The sequence below is a fragment of the Bacillus sp. PK3_68 genome, assembly GCF_003600835.1.
In the GTDB taxonomy this organism is placed as follows: domain Bacteria; phylum Bacillota; class Bacilli; order Bacillales; family Domibacillaceae; genus Pseudobacillus.
This window is the reverse complement of record NZ_NQYC01000001.1, coordinates 3848394-3866589: the sequence shown is the minus strand read 5'-3', so window position 1 is coordinate 3866589 and position 18196 is coordinate 3848394. Positions and strand designations below refer to the sequence as shown.

General features: G+C 41.1%; 19 protein-coding genes and 1 pseudogene. 4 read left to right on the top strand and 16 right to left on the bottom strand.

Annotated elements, in window-relative coordinates:
* Nucleotide 1: 1 nt before the first annotated feature.
* Both CJ483_RS19400 and CJ483_RS19395 read right to left on the bottom strand, forming a co-directional pair.
* Nucleotides 2-1303 carry a four-carbon acid sugar kinase family protein gene (locus CJ483_RS19400; protein WP_120036758.1) on the bottom strand — a complete coding sequence of 434 codons (1302 nt, stop codon included), beginning with the start codon at nt 1301-1303 and terminating at the stop codon, nt 2-4.
* 9 nt (nt 1304-1312) lie between these two features.
* On the bottom strand, nt 1313-2071 hold the full coding sequence (locus CJ483_RS19395; RefSeq protein WP_120036756.1) for a DeoR/GlpR family DNA-binding transcription regulator: 759 nt from the start codon (nt 2069-2071) through the stop codon (nt 1313-1315).
* A 264-nt stretch (nt 2072-2335) separates the two neighbouring features.
* Here CJ483_RS19395 and CJ483_RS19390 point away from each other — a divergent pair, with 264 nt between their 5' ends.
* Nucleotides 2336-2725 (top strand): thiol-disulfide oxidoreductase DCC family protein, encoded by a 390-nt coding sequence (locus CJ483_RS19390; protein ID WP_120036754.1) that lies wholly within the window; start codon nt 2336-2338, stop codon nt 2723-2725.
* Between the two features lie 33 nt (nt 2726-2758).
* On the opposite strand, the gene CJ483_RS19385 is transcribed toward CJ483_RS19390, so the two are convergent.
* The 3 genes from CJ483_RS19385 to CJ483_RS19375 form a co-directional block, all read right to left on the bottom strand.
* Nucleotides 2759-3988 carry a DUF3238 domain-containing protein gene (locus CJ483_RS19385; protein ID WP_182917110.1) on the bottom strand — a complete coding sequence of 410 codons (1230 nt, stop codon included), beginning with the start codon at nt 3986-3988 and terminating at the stop codon, nt 2759-2761.
* Between the two features lie 464 nt (nt 3989-4452).
* Nucleotides 4453-4827, bottom strand: coding sequence for a methyl-accepting chemotaxis protein (locus CJ483_RS25855; protein ID WP_481747751.1), 375 nt, complete (start codon nt 4825-4827; stop codon nt 4453-4455).
* A 779-nt stretch (nt 4828-5606) separates the two neighbouring features.
* On the bottom strand, nt 5607-5744 hold the full coding sequence (locus CJ483_RS19375) for a small, acid-soluble spore protein L (RefSeq protein WP_120036748.1): 138 nt from the start codon (nt 5742-5744) through the stop codon (nt 5607-5609).
* A 165-nt stretch (nt 5745-5909) separates the two neighbouring features.
* Here CJ483_RS19375 and CJ483_RS19370 point away from each other — a divergent pair, with 165 nt between their 5' ends.
* Nucleotides 5910-6179 carry a YtzC family protein gene (locus CJ483_RS19370; RefSeq protein WP_340856452.1) on the top strand — a complete coding sequence of 90 codons (270 nt, stop codon included), beginning with the start codon at nt 5910-5912 and terminating at the stop codon, nt 6177-6179.
* A gap of 51 nt (nt 6180-6230) precedes the next feature.
* On the top strand, nt 6231-6572 hold the full coding sequence (locus CJ483_RS19365; protein WP_120036744.1) for a hypothetical protein: 342 nt from the start codon (nt 6231-6233) through the stop codon (nt 6570-6572).
* A 64-nt stretch (nt 6573-6636) separates the two neighbouring features.
* On the opposite strand, the gene CJ483_RS19360 is transcribed toward CJ483_RS19365, so the two are convergent.
* A complete protein-coding gene (locus CJ483_RS19360; RefSeq protein ID WP_120036742.1) occupies nt 6637-7971 on the bottom strand; it encodes a uracil-xanthine permease family protein in 1335 nt (444 codons plus the stop codon).
* A gap of 183 nt (nt 7972-8154) precedes the next feature.
* On the opposite strand from CJ483_RS19360, the gene CJ483_RS19355 reads away from it, so the two are divergent.
* Nucleotides 8155-9129, top strand: a complete 975-nt coding sequence (locus CJ483_RS19355; RefSeq protein WP_120036740.1) for an aromatic ring-hydroxylating oxygenase subunit alpha — start codon at nt 8155-8157, stop codon at nt 9127-9129.
* A gap of 69 nt (nt 9130-9198) precedes the next feature.
* On the opposite strand, the gene CJ483_RS19350 is transcribed toward CJ483_RS19355, so the two are convergent.
* The 10 genes and pseudogenes from CJ483_RS19350 to CJ483_RS19305 all read right to left on the bottom strand — a co-directional run bounded on the left by CJ483_RS19350 (nt 9199) and on the right by CJ483_RS19305 (nt 18031).
* Entirely contained in the window at nt 9199-9705 is a 507-nt protein-coding gene (locus tag CJ483_RS19350; RefSeq protein WP_120036738.1) for a flavin reductase family protein, read from the bottom strand.
* A 209-nt stretch (nt 9706-9914) separates the two neighbouring features.
* Nucleotides 9915-10238, bottom strand: a complete 324-nt coding sequence (locus tag CJ483_RS19345; protein WP_120036736.1) for a DUF3870 domain-containing protein — start codon at nt 10236-10238, stop codon at nt 9915-9917.
* Nucleotides 10239-10313: 75 nt separating this feature from the next.
* The gene (locus CJ483_RS19340; protein ID WP_120036735.1) at nt 10314-11438 is read right to left on the bottom strand and encodes a muconate cycloisomerase family protein; all 1125 of its coding nucleotides are present in this window, start codon (nt 11436-11438) and stop codon (nt 10314-10316) included.
* Nucleotides 11404-12083, bottom strand: a pseudogene (locus CJ483_RS19335) (3-oxoacid CoA-transferase subunit B). The gene CJ483_RS19340 and the pseudogene CJ483_RS19335 overlap by 35 nt, the downstream one beginning before the upstream one ends.
* The gene (locus CJ483_RS19330) at nt 12076-12765 is read right to left on the bottom strand and encodes a CoA transferase subunit A (protein ID WP_120036732.1); all 690 of its coding nucleotides are present in this window, start codon (nt 12763-12765) and stop codon (nt 12076-12078) included. The pseudogene CJ483_RS19335 and the gene CJ483_RS19330 overlap by 8 nt, the downstream one beginning before the upstream one ends.
* 22 nt (nt 12766-12787) lie before the next feature.
* Nucleotides 12788-13504 carry a carboxymuconolactone decarboxylase family protein gene (locus CJ483_RS19325; protein WP_120036730.1) on the bottom strand — a complete coding sequence of 239 codons (717 nt, stop codon included), beginning with the start codon at nt 13502-13504 and terminating at the stop codon, nt 12788-12790.
* A gap of 219 nt (nt 13505-13723) precedes the next feature.
* Complete coding sequence (locus CJ483_RS19320; protein ID WP_120036728.1) at nt 13724-14578, bottom strand: alpha/beta fold hydrolase; 855 nt, start codon at nt 14576-14578, stop codon at nt 13724-13726.
* A 410-nt stretch (nt 14579-14988) separates the two neighbouring features.
* A complete protein-coding gene (locus CJ483_RS19315) occupies nt 14989-15759 on the bottom strand; it encodes a dioxygenase family protein (protein ID WP_120036726.1) in 771 nt (256 codons plus the stop codon).
* Nucleotides 15760-15821: 62 nt separating this feature from the next.
* Complete coding sequence (locus CJ483_RS19310) at nt 15822-16364, bottom strand: FAD synthetase (RefSeq protein WP_120036724.1); 543 nt, start codon at nt 16362-16364, stop codon at nt 15822-15824.
* 119 nt (nt 16365-16483) lie between these two features.
* Nucleotides 16484-18031 carry a 4-hydroxyphenylacetate 3-hydroxylase N-terminal domain-containing protein gene (locus CJ483_RS19305; RefSeq protein ID WP_120036722.1) on the bottom strand — a complete coding sequence of 516 codons (1548 nt, stop codon included), beginning with the start codon at nt 18029-18031 and terminating at the stop codon, nt 16484-16486.
* Nucleotides 18032-18196: the final 165 nt, after the last annotated feature.

The window sequence follows — 18196 nt, the reverse complement described above, 5'->3', positions numbered from 1 at the left end:
ATTAAACACGTCCTTCATGATTTTTTGTTCTTAGATAATTGACACACTGATAAATCGATTGTTTGTCGCCGACCATTCCGCCTTTTGTCACAACCGGAATGCCGTTAAGGGCCCCACCAATAAATTTTCCATAAGCAGCGAGCGGCAGTACTTCATCCTCCAGTTGAATGGCCTCCGCTTTGCTCACTGCACAAAGAGCAGCCGTTACATCGCCTCCACTTGAAAAAGTGCCATTAATGGCCGCGCCCCGCTCTTTAAACACTCCATAGGTAATTTTAGCCAACCCGTCCGTGATTCTTTTAGCCAATGTTTCCTCTGTTGTTCCTTCTTCTTTTGCTATTTCTGAAAGCGGCAACACTATGGACGCGGGTGACTGTGTTGTAATAATTAAAATTTCTTCCTCTTTTAGCTTTTCTAACGCTTCCTTTGTCGCCCGCTGCACTTCTTCTTCCCATGAATCTGTTAAAGATGCGAGATTCGCCGCATTAACATACACAGGATGCGAGTTGGTTTTATCGATTAAATAGCGAATCTGCCGTCCTGTTAACGGAGTCACGCTTCCTACTGTGACAATCCATTTATTCAGATGTATGCTTTGTCTTGATTTGACACGGCCGTAGGCAGCTGATAATGGACCAGGGTCTACGGGGATGATCGCATACTCATCAATAGCGGCCATCGATTCTGCAATATGGTCAATCTCTTCATTCGTTACTGCATCCACGACAATAATTCGTTTGTTTGCAGCCATTAACGCCTTCATTGCAGGTAAAATGGCTTCCGCTCCTTTTAAAACCGTCCCTAGCCCAATATGGCCGACTTCATAGCGGCTTTGCTCCTTTATAACATCTGGGACATAAGAGCTTGCAATCGGGTTCATCGGATCTTTTGCTACATCTGTTGCTTGAACAGGCATCCCTTCTACAAGCAAATATCCGCCGGAGGTGACACGTCCTGAATCCGGATAGGAAGCCACTACAACAGCAATACTGCCAGGGCCAATCGCATCTAACAGAGCGTCTGTTTCTGCACCTAAGTTTCCGCGAACCGTGCTATCAATCCGCTTGGCTACTACATCCGCTCCCCACTCTTTTAACTGTCGATAAGCCTTTTGAACACGATACTTAGCAGTGTCTGGCTTTATATAGCGACTATCTGTATCTATACTAATAGCAGTAAAGTTTCCTGAAGTGGGGACTCCTCCTCCGAAAACAACAGCGGCACTTACAAAGCCAGCTTTCGCAAGCCGAACACCAGTCGCATTCGCACCCGTTAAATCATCTGCAATAATTCCTATTTTCATCCTGCCCACCTACTTTGCTATTACTATATCTACGTATTCCTCATAGGATTTTCGAATTTCTTCGGATATATATCTGTCTGTAATAACGGTCGTGACAAAGTCTAAATCGCATACTTTTGAAAATGCCTTCTGATGGAATTTAGAAGAATCCGCCACAAGCACAACTTTTTCTGCAGTTTTTATCATCTCTTGCTTAACAGCCGCTTTTTCGAGTGTGGGGGCTGTAATACCGAATGCTGAATGAATCGCATGGGCTCCCATAAAAAAGAGATCAACATGCATATTTCTTAATGTATTTTCTGCAAGAGAGCCGAACAGGGCACCGACATCATTTTGGAGCCGGCCGCCGATTATAATTACTTCCAAATGGCTATCCATTAACTCAGCAGCAATTTGTATATCGTTTGTTATTACGGTGGCTGGCACATTGTTTTTCAACAGCCGGGCAATTTCCAGTGTAGTGGTTCCTGAATCAAGCAAAACGGTCATATTTGGCTTAACAAGAGAGACAGCTTCTAACGCAATTTGCTTTTTTTCTTCAACGGCCGATCCTGCTTTGGAAGCAAAAGATTGTTCATTAATTAAAGCCTGTGGAAGAACGGCTCCTCCATGTGTGCGGATTAATTTTTTTTGCTTTTCTAATAGATCGAGATCTCGACGAATCGTCATTGGAGAGACAGATAAAGCTTCTGAAAGCTCTGTAATCTCGACCTTTCCGTAAATGTGTAACTGTTCAAGAATGCTCTTTTTTCGCTCATAAGACGACATTGCCAAGCACCGCCTTCATATCAAATAATCTTTTGTTACTTTCAAACATAATTATGTTACTTTAAAACAAAATAGTCAAGTCATATTGTTCGTTTTGAACATACAATGGTTCTAAAAAGAAAAATTGTTAGACTATGACTGTTCTAGTATGCTGATTTTTTTTATAGTTTCATTCATGATAACCATTGAACGTTTTATGCGACTTAAAAGAGGATAAAATAGAAGTAATGAATTTATATTTTAAGAAATAGAGGAGGACAAAAAATGAACCCGATTATTTTATTTGATGGTGAATGTAATTTTTGTGATTCAAGTGTCCAGTTCATTATAAAGAATGACCCTAAAGGCATCTTTCACTTTGCCTCTTTGCAAAGTGACACCGGGCGATCGTTATTGAAAAAACACCGCGTGCCATCTGATATTGATAGTATGATTTTGATTGAAGGAGACAAAGTTTATTACAAATCAGCCGCTGCCCTTCGTATTTGCAAACATTTAAAGGGAGCATGGAAACTGTTATATGCGCTGATTATCGTGCCTCGTCCAATCCGAAATATAGCTTATGACTTTATCGCCAAAAACCGTTATAAATGGTTTGGCAAAAAAGAAAGCTGCATGCTTCCGTCACCGAGTGTGCGGGCTCGCTTTATATAAAAAAAGGAAAAGCGTTTTTCGCTTTTCCTTTTTTTATATAAAGTTAGAAACTCTCCAAAATTGATCGGCCATCGTTGTCGACATCCATTCTAAGCCTTTGCTCTCTGCTTGATGAAGAGGCTGCCAATAAGGATGACTGCTATTCTTAATGTATATTTCATGATGAGGAGATTGGTCATGTATCCCGCTAATATCAAAAAAACCATTGCTGAACAGCAAAGCCCGTACTTTATAATCAATTGCTGGGGAAGTAACCAATGGATTTCCGACTGAGTGAGTAAGATGAACAATGACTTTTTCGCTTGTTGTGTTTACAGTTTCTATCTTAATACCGTCCTCTGAAGCTGTTTCTTCTTTTTTCAGCCTTCTCATCCACCCATAAGCTTTTGTTTTGCCAACATCTCTTGATAAATGAACTTGAGGACTTTGTCCATTATAGTTGACTCGAATGTCCGCTCTTGTTCGATAATCTTGAGAATCAGGGTCAAATCCGCGGTTATCTCCTTTAAAATAACGAAGCGGGGAAAAGAAGTTGGGGTTTTTCAACCATTTATTCTCTAAAAACGTTGTGTAACGAACCATCCATTCTGTCTCTTCAGACAGCTGTTCTACTGGCTTTAATACATTTTCAATTGTGCCAATTCGTTTAGTTAGATTAAATCTTTCCAGGACTGCTTCCTTTTCCGATGCTCCCTTTTTGAAAAAGCCGATAATCCCTGCTATGGCGAATTTTTCCTCACTCATCTTCTTTTCTGACAACACTAGGGGACGGGCCGCTTGAATAGAATACGTATAATCCTTGTTGGCTTGAACATGATTATCAATAAAACGACAATCCTTTACCTTCGCTATTCTTTCTCCGTTCCGGTAAACTGAATACTCTTCAATCCCTTCAATCGGCTCCCATTCCATACTAACAAGCGAGTCTGTTACAATAGTTGTAACGATTAAATCTTGTAAGACATTGACAGAGCTCTTATCTTTTGCCGCAGTAGCGGTCTGTATTTTTATTATCTTCGAAGGACGGTTTCCTGCCCTTTTCTTTTCGATTGTATATGAATATGGCTGACCTGGAAGAAGTCCTGTATCCGTCACTTCTGTATCTGATCCTGAATAAACGAGCTCCCCCTCCCTGTACAGGTTATAGGGCGCCAATTCTCCTTTCCAATGAAAGGTAATTTCATTTTCCTTCTGTTCAATGGATTTGATCATCAGACTATTGATGCGAGCCAACCGCTGTTGACGTCGAGTTTTTAAAGACAAGAAGGCTCCTCCAGCCAAACATAATAAAGCTATAGAATAACGATAAAACACTCTTTCCACCCCATTTTTTAGCATTCCACTGCTGCACTGGATACTACCTTTTGTTATACCCCAAATAGCTTTTCCCCACACCTTCCACGAAATCGTTGACATCACATTCAATCGTCCTCGTTGTGTATAGCAGCTACTGCTAAAACAGCATGGAATTTGTATTTGCATAGTTGGCGATTAGGCATAGTGACAAGTAATGGCCTAATATTTTCATCATGCCAGCAGTAAGACAGCTTGGCTTTTCATTTATTTTGCTGTTCCCCCTCTGCTGAATATAAGCGGGACGATGATTGTCAGAAATATAGAGATAATCCTGCTCATTCAGCAATCAATTTGTTGTGTACGCCTTTCACCACACCTAATATATAAGCTTGTTCTTGCCAATAAAAAAAGACCGCCTTCTTTGGCAGCCATTAATGGGACGCATGATGGATTCCACCGTGCTTATTTAACAGTTTAGCTGTATCAGAAATTCTTTCTACCATTGAATGGAACTCTTGCGTACTAGCCGATTGTTCTTCTGTTTGGGCGGCAATTTCATGGATAGATTCATTAATTTTTAAAATTTCTTTCTGAGTTAATTCCAACTGCTTTTGTATATCTTCAGCCGCCGAATTACTGTTAGCGGCCATTTTACGTATTTCATCAGCCACAACTGAAAATCCTCTTCCATACTCTCCAGAACGAGCAGCTTCAATTGATGCATTTAACCCTAAAATATTTGACCTGGAGGAAATCTCCTTTACTTGCTGAATAATTCTTTCCACACTCTTCATATTATTTTTCATCGTTTCTGATTGCTGAGACAATTCCTGGAGTTTATCTGCCGAAGAATTAGTGATGGAAGCTATTTCTTCTGAAAACGTTGTCATTTGGCTAATAACCGCGCTGAGTTTTTCCGCTCCTTTGCGAAGATCCTCCATCTTTTGATTTGAAACGACTGCCGCAAAGGCGCCAATCACTTGTCCATCTTGCTTGATTGGTGTACAAGTTGATACGTAAGGAATGCCAAGCATGTCTGCAGGTATTTCTTCACGAATTTTTTCACCTGTCTGCAACACTTTATAAGTAGCAGATTTTTTATATTTGGACATGCTCTCGCCGACTTTTAACTTTAAATCAATTTCCTTTCCTGGAAGATAGCCAATGATTGTTTCCCTGTCACTTAAGATCAAGCAAGTATCCTCTGGATAAGTCTGTTGAATAGTTGATAAATGCTCCACTATTTCTCTTAATGGATGTAACATTATTCTCCCCCCTCATTAACTATCTCAATATTAACACTACTCTGTTAACAAATCTATGTAATTTGTTGCGAATAAATAGACCTATCTTCATCATAAAAAAACCTGCGTCTTTAGAGGATAATGGGCAATTGGGCACTTGAACTGTAATGGATTCTCTGTGATTCCCCTACCTCTATGTGCGCATGTTTACATCGAATCTGGAATAAGACGTCGTTAAAGTCTTTCTGTCATGGCCACACTCATTCTGCTGCCAAACATTCATTTGCTTAAACCACTTCGTTTGGAATCGCCCTCCCGCCGTTATAGCGGGAGAGCAAATGTTAACGCTTCGTATTGCTATGTTTAGCTCTATCTTCGAGCTCTGACTTTGGGCTCGTATCTCCTTTTCCTCCTCCGGCATATCCTTGAGGATTTACACCGCTGAAAGCTTTATTGCCCCGATTTCTATTTTTGCTCATATTAACACCCCCTGTATTTACTATTTGCTTAAAACACCAGCTGTAGTATGGAAAAATGTCACATGCAAACTTCTCGTCCTTTCAATCTTTGGCTTTAATAATCAGAAATAAAAAAGGCAAAACTAAAGGCAACGGCAAGCTTTTATTACTTGTCGCAAGGAGAGGATCTGCATGGCAACAAGACAATCTGTCGATGAATGTTTGGAGCAATGTCAAGGGGCAATTAATTATGCTGAAGAACAATATAAGCAGGCAGCTCGGCAAGAGCATAATAATGATGGAAACTTTTCTCAGTCTCAATTGATGTTGGAGGATGCTTACAATCAATTGGATAAATTGTTACTTAGTGCAAACGAGCAGCAAAGAGAACAGCTTCACCGAATGAGACTGCAGCTTCAGCAAATGCAAAACAGCATGATTTTATTGGATCATTAACAAATAGCTGACCCATTTGCATGATGGGTCAGCTCTTGAGGTGATAACCCTATGAACGTGAATCAGATGGTGAATCAGGCAAAGGAAACACTCGGACGGACTACCGCCTATATAAAAGAAAAAACGTTTGAATTAACAGGCATACCTTCTGCCTCTGTTACAGAACTGGCAGCCTTCATTCCCACCCATCATGATACAAAGAAAGTGACTAAAACTTTTTTAGGGAAAACCTTCACGTTCTACGACCTTGAAACAATGGGCATCCATTATTATTTGGAGATGAAAGGGCCACAGATTTTACAATTAGACGCCCGGACAACCGACCGGAGCATTGTCGCTTATCGTTCCTATAAGGACCAGCATAAATCAAACATTCCTATCCGATTTCCTTAATAACTGTTCTTTTATAAAAAGCCATCATTCCTCTTAAGAAGGATGATGGCTTTTTCACAAATCACTATAAACTGCTTACTTCCTTTTCTGCTTTTCTTTTTTCTTCCGGAATGGCCAGATTTAGAAGAACAGTTGCCAGTGCACCAACTGTAATACCAGAAGATAAAATATAGTTAGCCCAGTCAGGAACACTATTGAGTACTTCTTTCGGTAAAATGGTAACAGCAATGGTTAATAAAATTGGAAGGCCAATCACGATCATATTGCGGTCATCAATGATGATGGGTTGAATAACTTTCATGCCATTCGTAACGATAGCTACACAAACGATGCCAAAGATCCCATTGATTACAGGCTCAGGGATACACGTAATCGCTGTGGACAATTTAGGAATAAGACCAAGAAAGACAAGAATCAGTCCACTTGCCATGATGACCATCCGGCTTGCCACACCGGTAATAGCTAGGAGGCCCGCATTTGATGAATAACCCGTCATCGGCGTGCTGCCAAATAGAGACCCGATCAAACAGCCAAGCCCTTCTCCAACAGAAGCTTGATTCAAGCGTTTTTCGTCCAGTTCTTTTCCAGTAACAGTAGAGACAACGAACCAAGTACCTGTTGTTTCCATTAAAATAATGAAATAGACAAACACCATTGTAATAATAGCACCGGCATCAAATATCGGCTTTCCAAACGGAAATAAGGTCGGCAGGGCAAACCAGCTCGCTTCTTTTACTGGGGAAAAATCAACTGTGCCAAAAAAGCTGGCTGTGATTGTACCGGCGACAATGGCAATAATAACAGAGACCAAGCGTAAAAACGTGCTGAAACCGTTCTTTTTACGGCCAAGCAGCATACAAATAACGAGCACGATCGCCGAAACAGCTGCGATCAAAATATTGTCCCCGATGTTTCCTTCTGAGATAAACACATTATTAAGCCCGACAGGCATTAAAGCGATACCTACAATAATGATAACCGTACCACCGACAAGTGGTGGAATAATCCTTCTAACTGCTTTAGCAAACCACTTTAACGGATACCCAAGAATAGCAATAATGATGGCACCAGGAATGAGGCTCCCTGCAATTGCGCCAAGACCGAGCTTACCGCCAATTGCAGCGATCGCACCAATCGGCACATAAGACGGCCCTTGTACGACTGGAAGCTTGATTCCTGCACCTGTTTGAATTAATGTAGCTAGTCCTGTGGCCAAGAAGCACATTTGGATAAAGAAAGATGTATTCTCTGTACTTAACGCAAGTAGGCCTGCAATGACAATTGGGGCAATATATAAATCCATAGCCAGCACATGCTGTAATCCAAGGACAAATGCTTTACCGGGGCTAACTTTATCATCTACTCCGATAATAATGTTGTTTCCTGACTTGTTTTCCACTGCAACCCTTCCTTTTATTCGTTTTTTATTTATTTTCAAGTGGATTATATAAAAAAAATTCTTTTTGTATATAAAAAACGAACATTTTTTCGAAATAATATAATTTAATTCGTATTTTTGTTGACCTACTACTCTCCTATTATTAAAATAAAGGCATGATATTGATTCGGAGGGATAAGAGATATGTTGCAAGACGATGTATTACGGCAGGATTGGCTAGTAGCTTGTCGTTCAGAAGATGTAAAAGAAAAGCCTGTTCAAGTCATTCTTATGGGAGAACGTTTGGCTATTTTCAGAAACCATAACGGCGTGCACGCTTTTAAAGATTTGTGTATCCACAGAGGGGCTGCTTTATCACTCGGAGAAGTCAAGAATGACTGTCTCGTCTGTCCTTATCATGCTTGGGAATATAATGATCAAGGCGATTGCGTGAAGATCCCGCAGCTGCCGGAAGGAAGAGCTATCCCTAAAAAAGCGAAAGCGGTCTCCTACGCTTGTGTGGAGAAATACGGCTTCATTTGGGTCAACTTAGCGAACAACCAACCAGAATTTTTTCGATATGAGGAAATGGAAGGCACAGACTTTCACAATGTCATTTGGGGACCGCAAGAAGTGCAAGCAAAGCCACCGCGCATCATTGAGAATTTTCTTGATGTCGGCCATCTTGCTGTTGTTCATCAAGGGTACTTAGGGGCAGAAACGCATCGGGAGATCGGGGACTATTCCGTCCATTGGGAAGGCAGCCGGATATTCTCTGACGAAATTGCTATTTTCCAGCCTGACCCAGACGGATCTGGCATACCGAAATATGTTTACTACACGTATGAAATCATTCGTCCATTAACGGTAAAATTCACGAAGAAAGACCGTGAAAATGATACATTAATGACGATTCTCTTAACAGTCCGCCCTGTTGATGAAATAACTTCCATCGCTTACGGTATTCTTTCTTTCAATTACGATACCGGACTAACAGACCAGCAGCTGGTCGAATTCCAGGATGAAATTTTCTCTCAGGACAAACCGATCGTCGAAAACCAAAAACCAGAGGAGCTGCCGCTTGACTTGCAAGTTGAGCTTTCATTGATCTCTGACCGCGTGAGCATCGCTTACAGACAATATTTGAAGAAGCTCGGTGTCACCCTAGGGATATCTTAATAGCCAACAAAAAATCGGGCAATTTGCCCGATTTTTGTTATCCATTAACTGATAACCTCTTTTGATTGTTCACTTAACATAGCTATAAAACTCAGCCGGAATTGGACCGAAACAACGGCGATGATAAAGCATTGGATCTTTAGTTTTATCAAGATGGATATTGGTCACATTCCCAATCAATATCGTGTGATCTCCTGCTTCAACAGCTTGAGATGTTTCACATTCAAAGACACCAAACGCCCCTTCAATGATTGGCAGTCCATTTTCAGACATCTCCCATTTACACTGACCGAAGCGATCTACTCCTTTTGTGGCAAAGGTTTTACATAGTTCTTGCTGTTCACCAGCGAGAACGTGGATAGCAAACTTTCCTCCTTCTGTAAATGCTTTAATTGTTGACACTCCATGGTCAATAGACCAAAGCACCATCAAGGGGTCAAGCGAGACGGACGCAAATGAATTCACGGTTAAGCCAACCGGTGTTCCATCCTCAGTAACTCCAGTTACAATCGTTACTCCCGTCGGATAGTTTCCCATCACTTCTTTAAATAAATTCTGCTTTTCTGCTTTGTCCATTTATTCTCGCTCCTTTTATATTGTTACATGAAATTTGTTTATCTTTATTTCTATAATTCTTGCTTATCAAATTACTGCGCAACTGTACGCTCCACTTTCTTGGAAAGACGTAAAAACTGGAATAAACAAAATTTTAAATATTCAATCAAATAGGATTATTAAAAGATAAAGAGGAAACGCTCTACTATATCTTTTCGGTGATTTGCTCCTTATTTTCTCGCTTCCAAACTGTCTTTATACCGCTGATGCGCCACCTTTAACGCTACGATTACCGCCTGCTGGGACGGCGCCAGAAAATCTTCCGTGATCTCTTCGATCAGCGGTTTAAGATCTTTGCTAAAGTCATAACCAACAATCATTCTCTTAAAGTAATCCTGAGCAAGGTTCGTTAAGAAGGTAAATTCGGCATTGAGGACAATATGACTTTCTTTATGAATTTCAAGCACGATTCCCGCGTATTTATAATTTTCATACATGCTTGTATTTTGCGGTGCTTTTGCATAAGCGGTAATCAGTACACTTGTCATTCTCATACAACTACATCCTTTCAAGATCCCATGTCTATGTGGCATTCACCATGTAAGGGAATTATTTTTTCCCTTATAAGTTTATACCATATACACTTCTCTTGAATAATGTTTTACTTTTTCTTTATCGATTGTCATCCCAAACCCTGGCCCGTTCGGCACTTTTACTTCAAAGTTTTCATATTCAATTTCGTTAACCGTCACATTATCTTTAAATAGCAGCGGACCAAATAGTTCTGTGCCAAACGTCATTTCTGAAATAGTGGAATAGAGCTGCGCGCAAATGGCCGTTCCGAGCGAGGATTCGATCATCGTTCCGCCATATAACGGTATTCCAGACGCTTCCGCAATAGCGGCCACCTTTTTCACCGCTGTTAAACCGCCGGCTTTGGCAACTTTCAAAGCAAATACGTTCGCTGCCCTGCACTTAGCCATTTGATATGCTTCTTGAATCGTGCCAACCGATTCATCGGCCATAATCGGCACTTTGAAACGAGCCGAAAGCTTCGCCATGCCTTCATTGTTCCAACGGACGAGTGGCTGTTCGATGAGGTCCACGCCGCCATCTTCCAGTGCTTCAATACAATACAAAGAGGTCACTTCATCCCACGCCTGGTTCACATCAACCCGGACACTACCGGACTCCCCAATCGCTTCTTTGATCTTAATCACATGAGCCACATTCGTTTTTGGATCCCCCTTTCCAATTTTTAATTTAAAAATATTATGCTTTCTTTCTGCCAGACAACGCTGCGCCTCTTCAATGTCTCTTGCTGTATCACCACTGGCCAGTGTCCAGGCGACAGGTAATGAAGCGTGGCATTGCCCGCCAAATAATTCGTAGGCAGGAATGTTTCTTGTTTTAGCAGTTAAATCAACCATTGCTGCTTCAATGAGCGCCTTTGCATAGTAATTTCCTTTCACATACGTACCGATTTTATAAGACAATGCCTCAAAGTTTCCCGCACTCTCCCCAATAATGAGCGGCTTAATATATTTTTCAATGTTAAACTTAATGGCTTCCGGACTTTCCTCCGAATAAGACGTGCCACCAATCGTCGCTACTTCCGCCCATCCTTCTATGCCATCCTCACTCTTCATACACGCCAATACAATGGTTTGTGTGACAATCGTATGCATCGCTAAATGATGAGGACGAATGGTCGGCAGGTCAACTACGTATATATTTAGCGAATGAATCTTCATTATCATCAATCCTCTGCTCTATAAATTCTGCTTCTGTTTTTTCTCGTACCATCTCTATTGTCGCTCCCGGCATTAACTCGATTAACTTTAGTTTGCCGTCAGCTACTTCAAAAACAGCCAGCTCGGTAATGATCATATCTATACTTCTTGTTGAAGTAATTGGGAACGTACACGCCTTTAACAGTTTGCTTTTTCCGTCTTTTGTTGTATGTGTCGTTGTGACAATTACTTTCTTTGCTCCTACAAGTAAATCCATCGCGCCGCCTACTCCCATAATGTTCTTCCCCGGCACAGCCCAGTTAGCAATAATACCTTTTTGATCCACTTGCAATACACCAAGGATGGCGACATCAACATGACCCCGCGAATCATAGCAAAAGAATCTGCACTGTTGAAAAATGAGGCACCGATCGTTTCACCAACTGGCAATTTACCTGCATTCACCCGGTTCGGATCGATCTCATCTTCTTCTACATCCGTTACACCAAGCAGGCCGTTCTCCGTATGAAAATAAACATCTTTATCATCAATATACTTGGCTACTAATGTTGGAATTCCGATCCCCAGATTAACAATACAAGGACCTGTTAATTCTCTGGCGGCTCGTTCAGCGATCACTTCCTGAATAGTATGTTTTTCAGCCACAACTGACCACCCCGGCTTTCGTCAATATTTTCTGTGCCTTCACGATTCCATCGACGAATAAATGAGGCGTTACAATTTCTTCCGGTGACAGTTCGCCTGGTTCAACAATTTCATCTACTTCGGCGATAACGATATCGGCTGCTGTGGCCATTAACGGATTGAAATTACGAGCTGTCTTGTAGTAAACAAGATTTCCAAGCGTGTCTGCTTTATGTGCTCTGATTAATGCCACATCTGCCCGAATGGCCGGTTCAAAAATATACTTCACTCCGTTAATCTCCCGTTCTTCCTTTCCTTTAGCTAATTCGGTTCCAACACCAGTTTTCGTATAGTACCCGCCAATTCCTGCTCCGCCCGCTCGCATGGACTCGGATAACGTCCCCTGTGGCAACAGCTGCAACTCTATTTCTCCTTTTTGATAATAGTCGCCCACTTCCCGGTTGCTTGTAAAATAAGAGCCGATCGCTTTCCTGATTTTGTTTTGTCTAAGGAGAATCCCCAACCCCCGGCCGACTTCCCCTAAGTTGTTGCTAATGATCGTCAAATTGGATACGTCTCTTTCAGCCAGTCCGTCAATTAATGTTAGAGGCGCTCCGATTAAACCAAATCCGCCGACCATAAGCGTGTGGCCAGACTGTACACAAGACAAAGCTTGCTTGATGTCCTCATGGATTTTCGCCATGCTTTTCACCACCTCTTCCCCTTTATTTTTCAATTAATGAATCACTGGCTTCAAACCAGGCCGGAATGCCTGCTGTTAATAAACAAATCAATCCAACATCGGCTAATTCCGCTTCGGAAGCTCCCTGTTTTCTGGCCGCTTCCATCCACTCCCCTGCTTCCTTTCCTTTTAGTTCGGTAATATAAATACCTGATATTAAAAGATGCTTCATTCTCCGGGAAACTACTGCATCGCTTACTATTTTTTCTTTTAACTGCTCTTCTTCTCCCGAACGAATCAAGGCCAACACTTCTTCCGCGAACTGTGTGTCTTCATCCTCCATTAATTGAATCATCCGATTCAGCAGTTCTTCCGCTGTTTGTGCATTGTTTTCGAAATCAGGAACCTCTTTTCCTTTTAATGACAAGGCATACTCTAACGATTTGGTAGCTGTTTTTAATGCTTTCTCTCCGTTATATAAATAGGAAACCAACAAGTATTCTACTAATTCCGGTATAGTCGCTCCGCCATCTAACGCTCCTTTCGTGTGGTAGACCATACTCCGCTCATACAGCCGTGCTGCATTCATGCCGACTAGCAGAATATCTTTTTCTTTTCTTGTTAGGGCGCTATCATTCATAATGCCGCCGCGCAAACTTGTGTAATGCTCAAGCGCTTCAGGGCTATAATCATGCATTTTTTGTACCCAGCCTGGCACTTTATCGTATACTTCTTTGAAATATGCTAATCCTTTGCTCATTTTCAACATCCTATTCCATTAAATTGTGAAGGTAAGATCGATTGAAAGCTTTACACCATTGCCACAAAAAAATGGCTGCCTTAAACATTGCTATCTCATGAGATAACAGTTGTTTAAGACAGCCATTTGTTCATTAGGTAGTATTAAAAAGGGTAATTTTTAATAGCTAATGAATAGGCAATCGCTCATTTAATTCATATTTATATTTTACACTAAATTCTAAATATTACAACTAATTTCATGAATATTCTGCAAAAATTCTTTTACTATCTGATTGATTTCTTCTCTGTTTTCAAATACCATCGTGTAATGATTGCTGTCTGAAATCACTGTCTTCATATTCTTTGTATATTTTTTTGTTTCATCGTAATCTGCCTCGTAAAACAGAGGAGGAAATGGTCCGATTTCCCCTTTGGCATATACCAATAAAACTGGGCATTGAATCGCTTCACATACCTCTTTAGGAGAATAGGAATAAAAACTTTCAAAGTCAGTTAAAATTTTTGCTTCGCACGATTTATGTCCCCAATGGCCCTCCGCTTCCCGAATTTCGTACCGGACCGCCTCTTCTAATACCGGGGACCACTCTACACCTAAACGCTCATAAATTCCTTTTGTTTCTTGCACATACCTTTCCGCTGACTCATACTGCTTACTTAACCTTCCAAGTGACGGCTTCACAATATCGCGCTGATGATCAGACATTAAAGCGGCGCCATCTAACAAAATAATCCCTTTCACAGAATTTAATTTGCTGGCCACAATAGTCGAGATAAAAGCACCCATCGAATGGCCGATTAAAATGGGATTTTCAATTTTAAGCTCCTTTATTAAATCTATAATATCTTCTGCATGCTTGAAGATCGAAGGCTCCTCATCCATCTCTGAACTATTGCCTCTCCCTCTTAAATCAAGTGCAATAAACCGGTAATCTCCTTTTAACGACTCAGCGTAATAATGCATATTTTTGTGCGTGCCTGTTAAGCCGTGAATCGCAATGATCGTCCCTTTTTTTCCAGGGTAGTCAGCCAATTGGAACCTGCGGTTATTAATCTCTTTCATATACATCTTCATGATTTTCACTCCTTATAATAAAAATTGGCTGCCTTAAATAGTGCTATCGAATTTTGACAGCAGTTATTTAAGACAGCCAGTTCTTTCACTAGTTTCAATTAAAAAAGGGCATCTTTTAATCGCTAATGAATAGGCAGTTTCTTATTTGTTAATTTATTCTATCATATAGCGCTCAACGTTTCGAGTATAACTTAAATCGTCTATAGAGTATCAGATACTTAGCAAACACTTTTCTGGCTCTCTTTTATTCTTTTTTATAAGGTTTTTTCGTCAGCTTTGCGCTATTCAATAAATAAGAAGAACGGATTTACTCCCTCAAAAAATGGTTGAATTTTTTAGAAATAGCTTTTTTGTGAGCAAAGAAAGAGAAGAGGCAGTTATCTCCCCTTCCCTCTTCAGTAACTTCTTTCTCATTCCGTCCGCATAACGAAGTCCAGTGAAGCTTCTTTATGATCACCTTTGTCTACAAGCTTCGTTAATAAAGAAGAACGGACGCCGTTGGCCACATCTGTATCGAGCCACTCATCACCCTCAAAGAATACTTGCGTAATCAATGTTTCATGGCCCTCTTTTTCAAATTTCATGTGAATATGAGCTGGACGGTAGGAATGATAACCAGCCGCTCTTACAAATTCTCCGGTTGGCCCGTTCGTTGGAATTTGATAAGGAACCGGTACGATGGAGTGTACTTCAAACTGGCCATTATCATCTGTATAGAAATGTCCTCTTAAATTGTAGTGGGGAGCATCAGAATCAAAGTTAGAATAATAGCCGTCCGCATCATCCTGCCACCATTCTACTCTCGTATTAGATAAAATCGTTCCATTTACGGAGCGGACACTGCCACGGAATACAAGCTTATCCCCTTTTTCATCCGGTCTTTGCGGGACGGCGAAAGGTTTCTCTTTCAGTAATGGAGTTCCTTCTACAAAATAAGGACCAAGAAGCGACGGCTCTGTTCCAGGAAGGCCCTTATATTTTGCTTCTAATACGTATGTTTCTACGAATACATCTAAAAACAGAGGAATTTCCCCGCTCGTGCCTAAACGGTTTGCCCACTTCACAAAGTTTGTATATTCTTCATGATTGATTTGCTGCTCATCCAAAAAATTCTTCATATGCTTAACGAAGCTCTCATAGATTTCCACCACTCGTTTACTTTGGGCAACAGATTCTATCATTTTAATTCCTCCCTATTTCAATTTATTTTTTATAAGACTCTTTCGCTCAAGAATCACTATATTTAAGCGCCGGCAAACAAATCTCTTCCGAGAAGCTCATTTGCCAGTTTTTCTTCCTGCTCATCAAGTAAGTTTCTTATTCGTGTAGAAGAAACCGGTTGTCCGTTTGCACACTTAACCAGCGGATGAATAAATGTATGAAAACGGGCAGCCAATTCTTTCGTTGTTCCTTGTTTGCCTTTTCCAAATTGAAAATTTGGCCCTATCCATACCTCTTGTGGAGACAAGGCTTCCAATTCTTTTAGAAAGTCTTCAGCACTTCTTGCTACGTAATCTTCATCAAATCTTGCAATAATGGCATAATCGATACCAAGCTTTTTTAAAAATCCGACTTTTTCCTCCACAGTCGTTAAAATCATTTGATTTTGAAAATAGGGTCTAGGAGGAGGATCAAACGTATAGACTACCGCAGGAACATTTAACTGGCGTGCCCGATTGACCGTCTTCTTGATAAGCGACTGGTGTCCAATATGAATGCCGTCAAAAGCGCCGATCGTCACGACAGATTGCTTCAGCTTTAAATTATGGTTTTTGATTACTTCCATAGAAGTTCCCTCCATGTCCTATGATTGATGCAGCGTCTCCTTAACGGCCTGTTCACTTCTCCTCCAATAGAGCTTTTTTTGAAAACAGCCAGTGAAACTCTTCCGGACTCTCTTACTGGTCACTTTGAAAAATAGCTGACATCGTCGGGGTTTATCCATGTGTCATTTTTCCAGCCGTCTAAGTCGTAATCATTCATACACGCTTCAACGAATTTCTCCATCCTCTCTGCCTCTCCGCTGCTAGTAGCGACAACGAGGTTTTCAAGGCGGATATTTTCGTGATTTCCAGAATAATTTCTTTCATACAATTCGTGTCTGCCGCCGTATTCTGTTCCTACTACGTCCCAAAGCAATTTAATGAGCTTGATCTTATTTAAGGCATCTACATCATTGGAGCCTCTGTACAGCTTATCGATGATAGAACGAAGCTCAGGATTTTTAAAGTCGCGTACGCTGGAAGGTTGAACGATTAAGCTGCCTGCCACGACGTTTTCAATAATCTCTTTAATTTTCGGCCAGCCTTCTGACATAAAGACCCGATAGGCGAGCCCATAATTTAAGTTTGGCAGCACCGTGCCATTCTTTCCTTCATTTGGATTCATCGCCATGGCGTCACTTAAAGCCCAGAACATATTTTTCCAAGCAATAACCTCTCCGACATTCGCCTGCACACCGCGGAATTGGTCGGTTCCATTCACCTTAACCGCTTTGATCAATAAGCCGGCGATAAAGTCTAGCTTTACTGCTAGTCTTGTAAGGCCATGGAAAGTAAAACGATGTAAGAATCCGCTCTCTGCAAAGAAGTTATTAATCTTCTCCACATCTTTATAAATTAAAATATTCTCCCAAGGGATTAAGGCATTCTCAAACACCAGCACGGCATCATTTTCATCAAAGCGGCTGCTCAACGGATAATCAAATGGGCTGCCCATAACAGCCGCGTTCATTTCGTACGAAGTCCGGCACACTAGTTTGACACCTGGCGTATCCATCGAAGCTACAAAGCAAAGGGCCATGTTCTCATCCTTAATAGGAGCTGCCCCGTAATGAGCCACAAAGTTATAGTTGGTTAGAGCGGAGCCGGTGGCGACCATCTTGGCACCGCTAACGACGACCCCTTCCTCTGTTTCTCCCACTGCTTTAATAAAAATATCTTGCACCGCTTCTAATGGTTTGTTACGGTCCACTGGTGGATTAATAATCGCATGGTTGAAAAATAAGTTCTTTTCCTGTGCTTCCTTGTACCACCTTCTTGCGTTATCTGCATAAGGAGCATAATAATCAGGATCAGCACCAAGCGTTGCCAAAAAAGACGCTTTGTAATCCGGAGACCTTCCCATTTGTCCATAAGAGAGCTTTGCCCATTCAGCAATGGCATTGCGGGAAGCTAAGAGATCCTCTGCTGTTTTATCAAATTGGAAAAATTTTTGAGTGTATCCACCGTTGCCGGTATCCGTTTCGGCCGTTAAAACATTTTTTGTTTTTTCATTATGCAAGGCATCATAAAGCCGGGCGATTGAACGGGCCGAGTTACGAAAAGCGGGGTGAGTGGTGACATCTTCTACTTTCTCGCCATAAATCCATATTTCACGCCCATCTTTTAGACTTTCCAAATATTCTTTTCCTGTTAAAGGCCGGTTGGTAGTTGCCGTTTGTTGTGCATTCATTATTATTCCTCCTTATTTTGCCTCCTTGTTATAAAGCGCTTTCATGGTGTAAATATATTATCCCGAATAATTAGAATAGTTTGAACTGTAAAAAAACGTGGTATATCTCTAGTTTTGTTTCATATTTTGTGGTTTCGCTTTTAAATGAGAGTAAAGCATAAATTT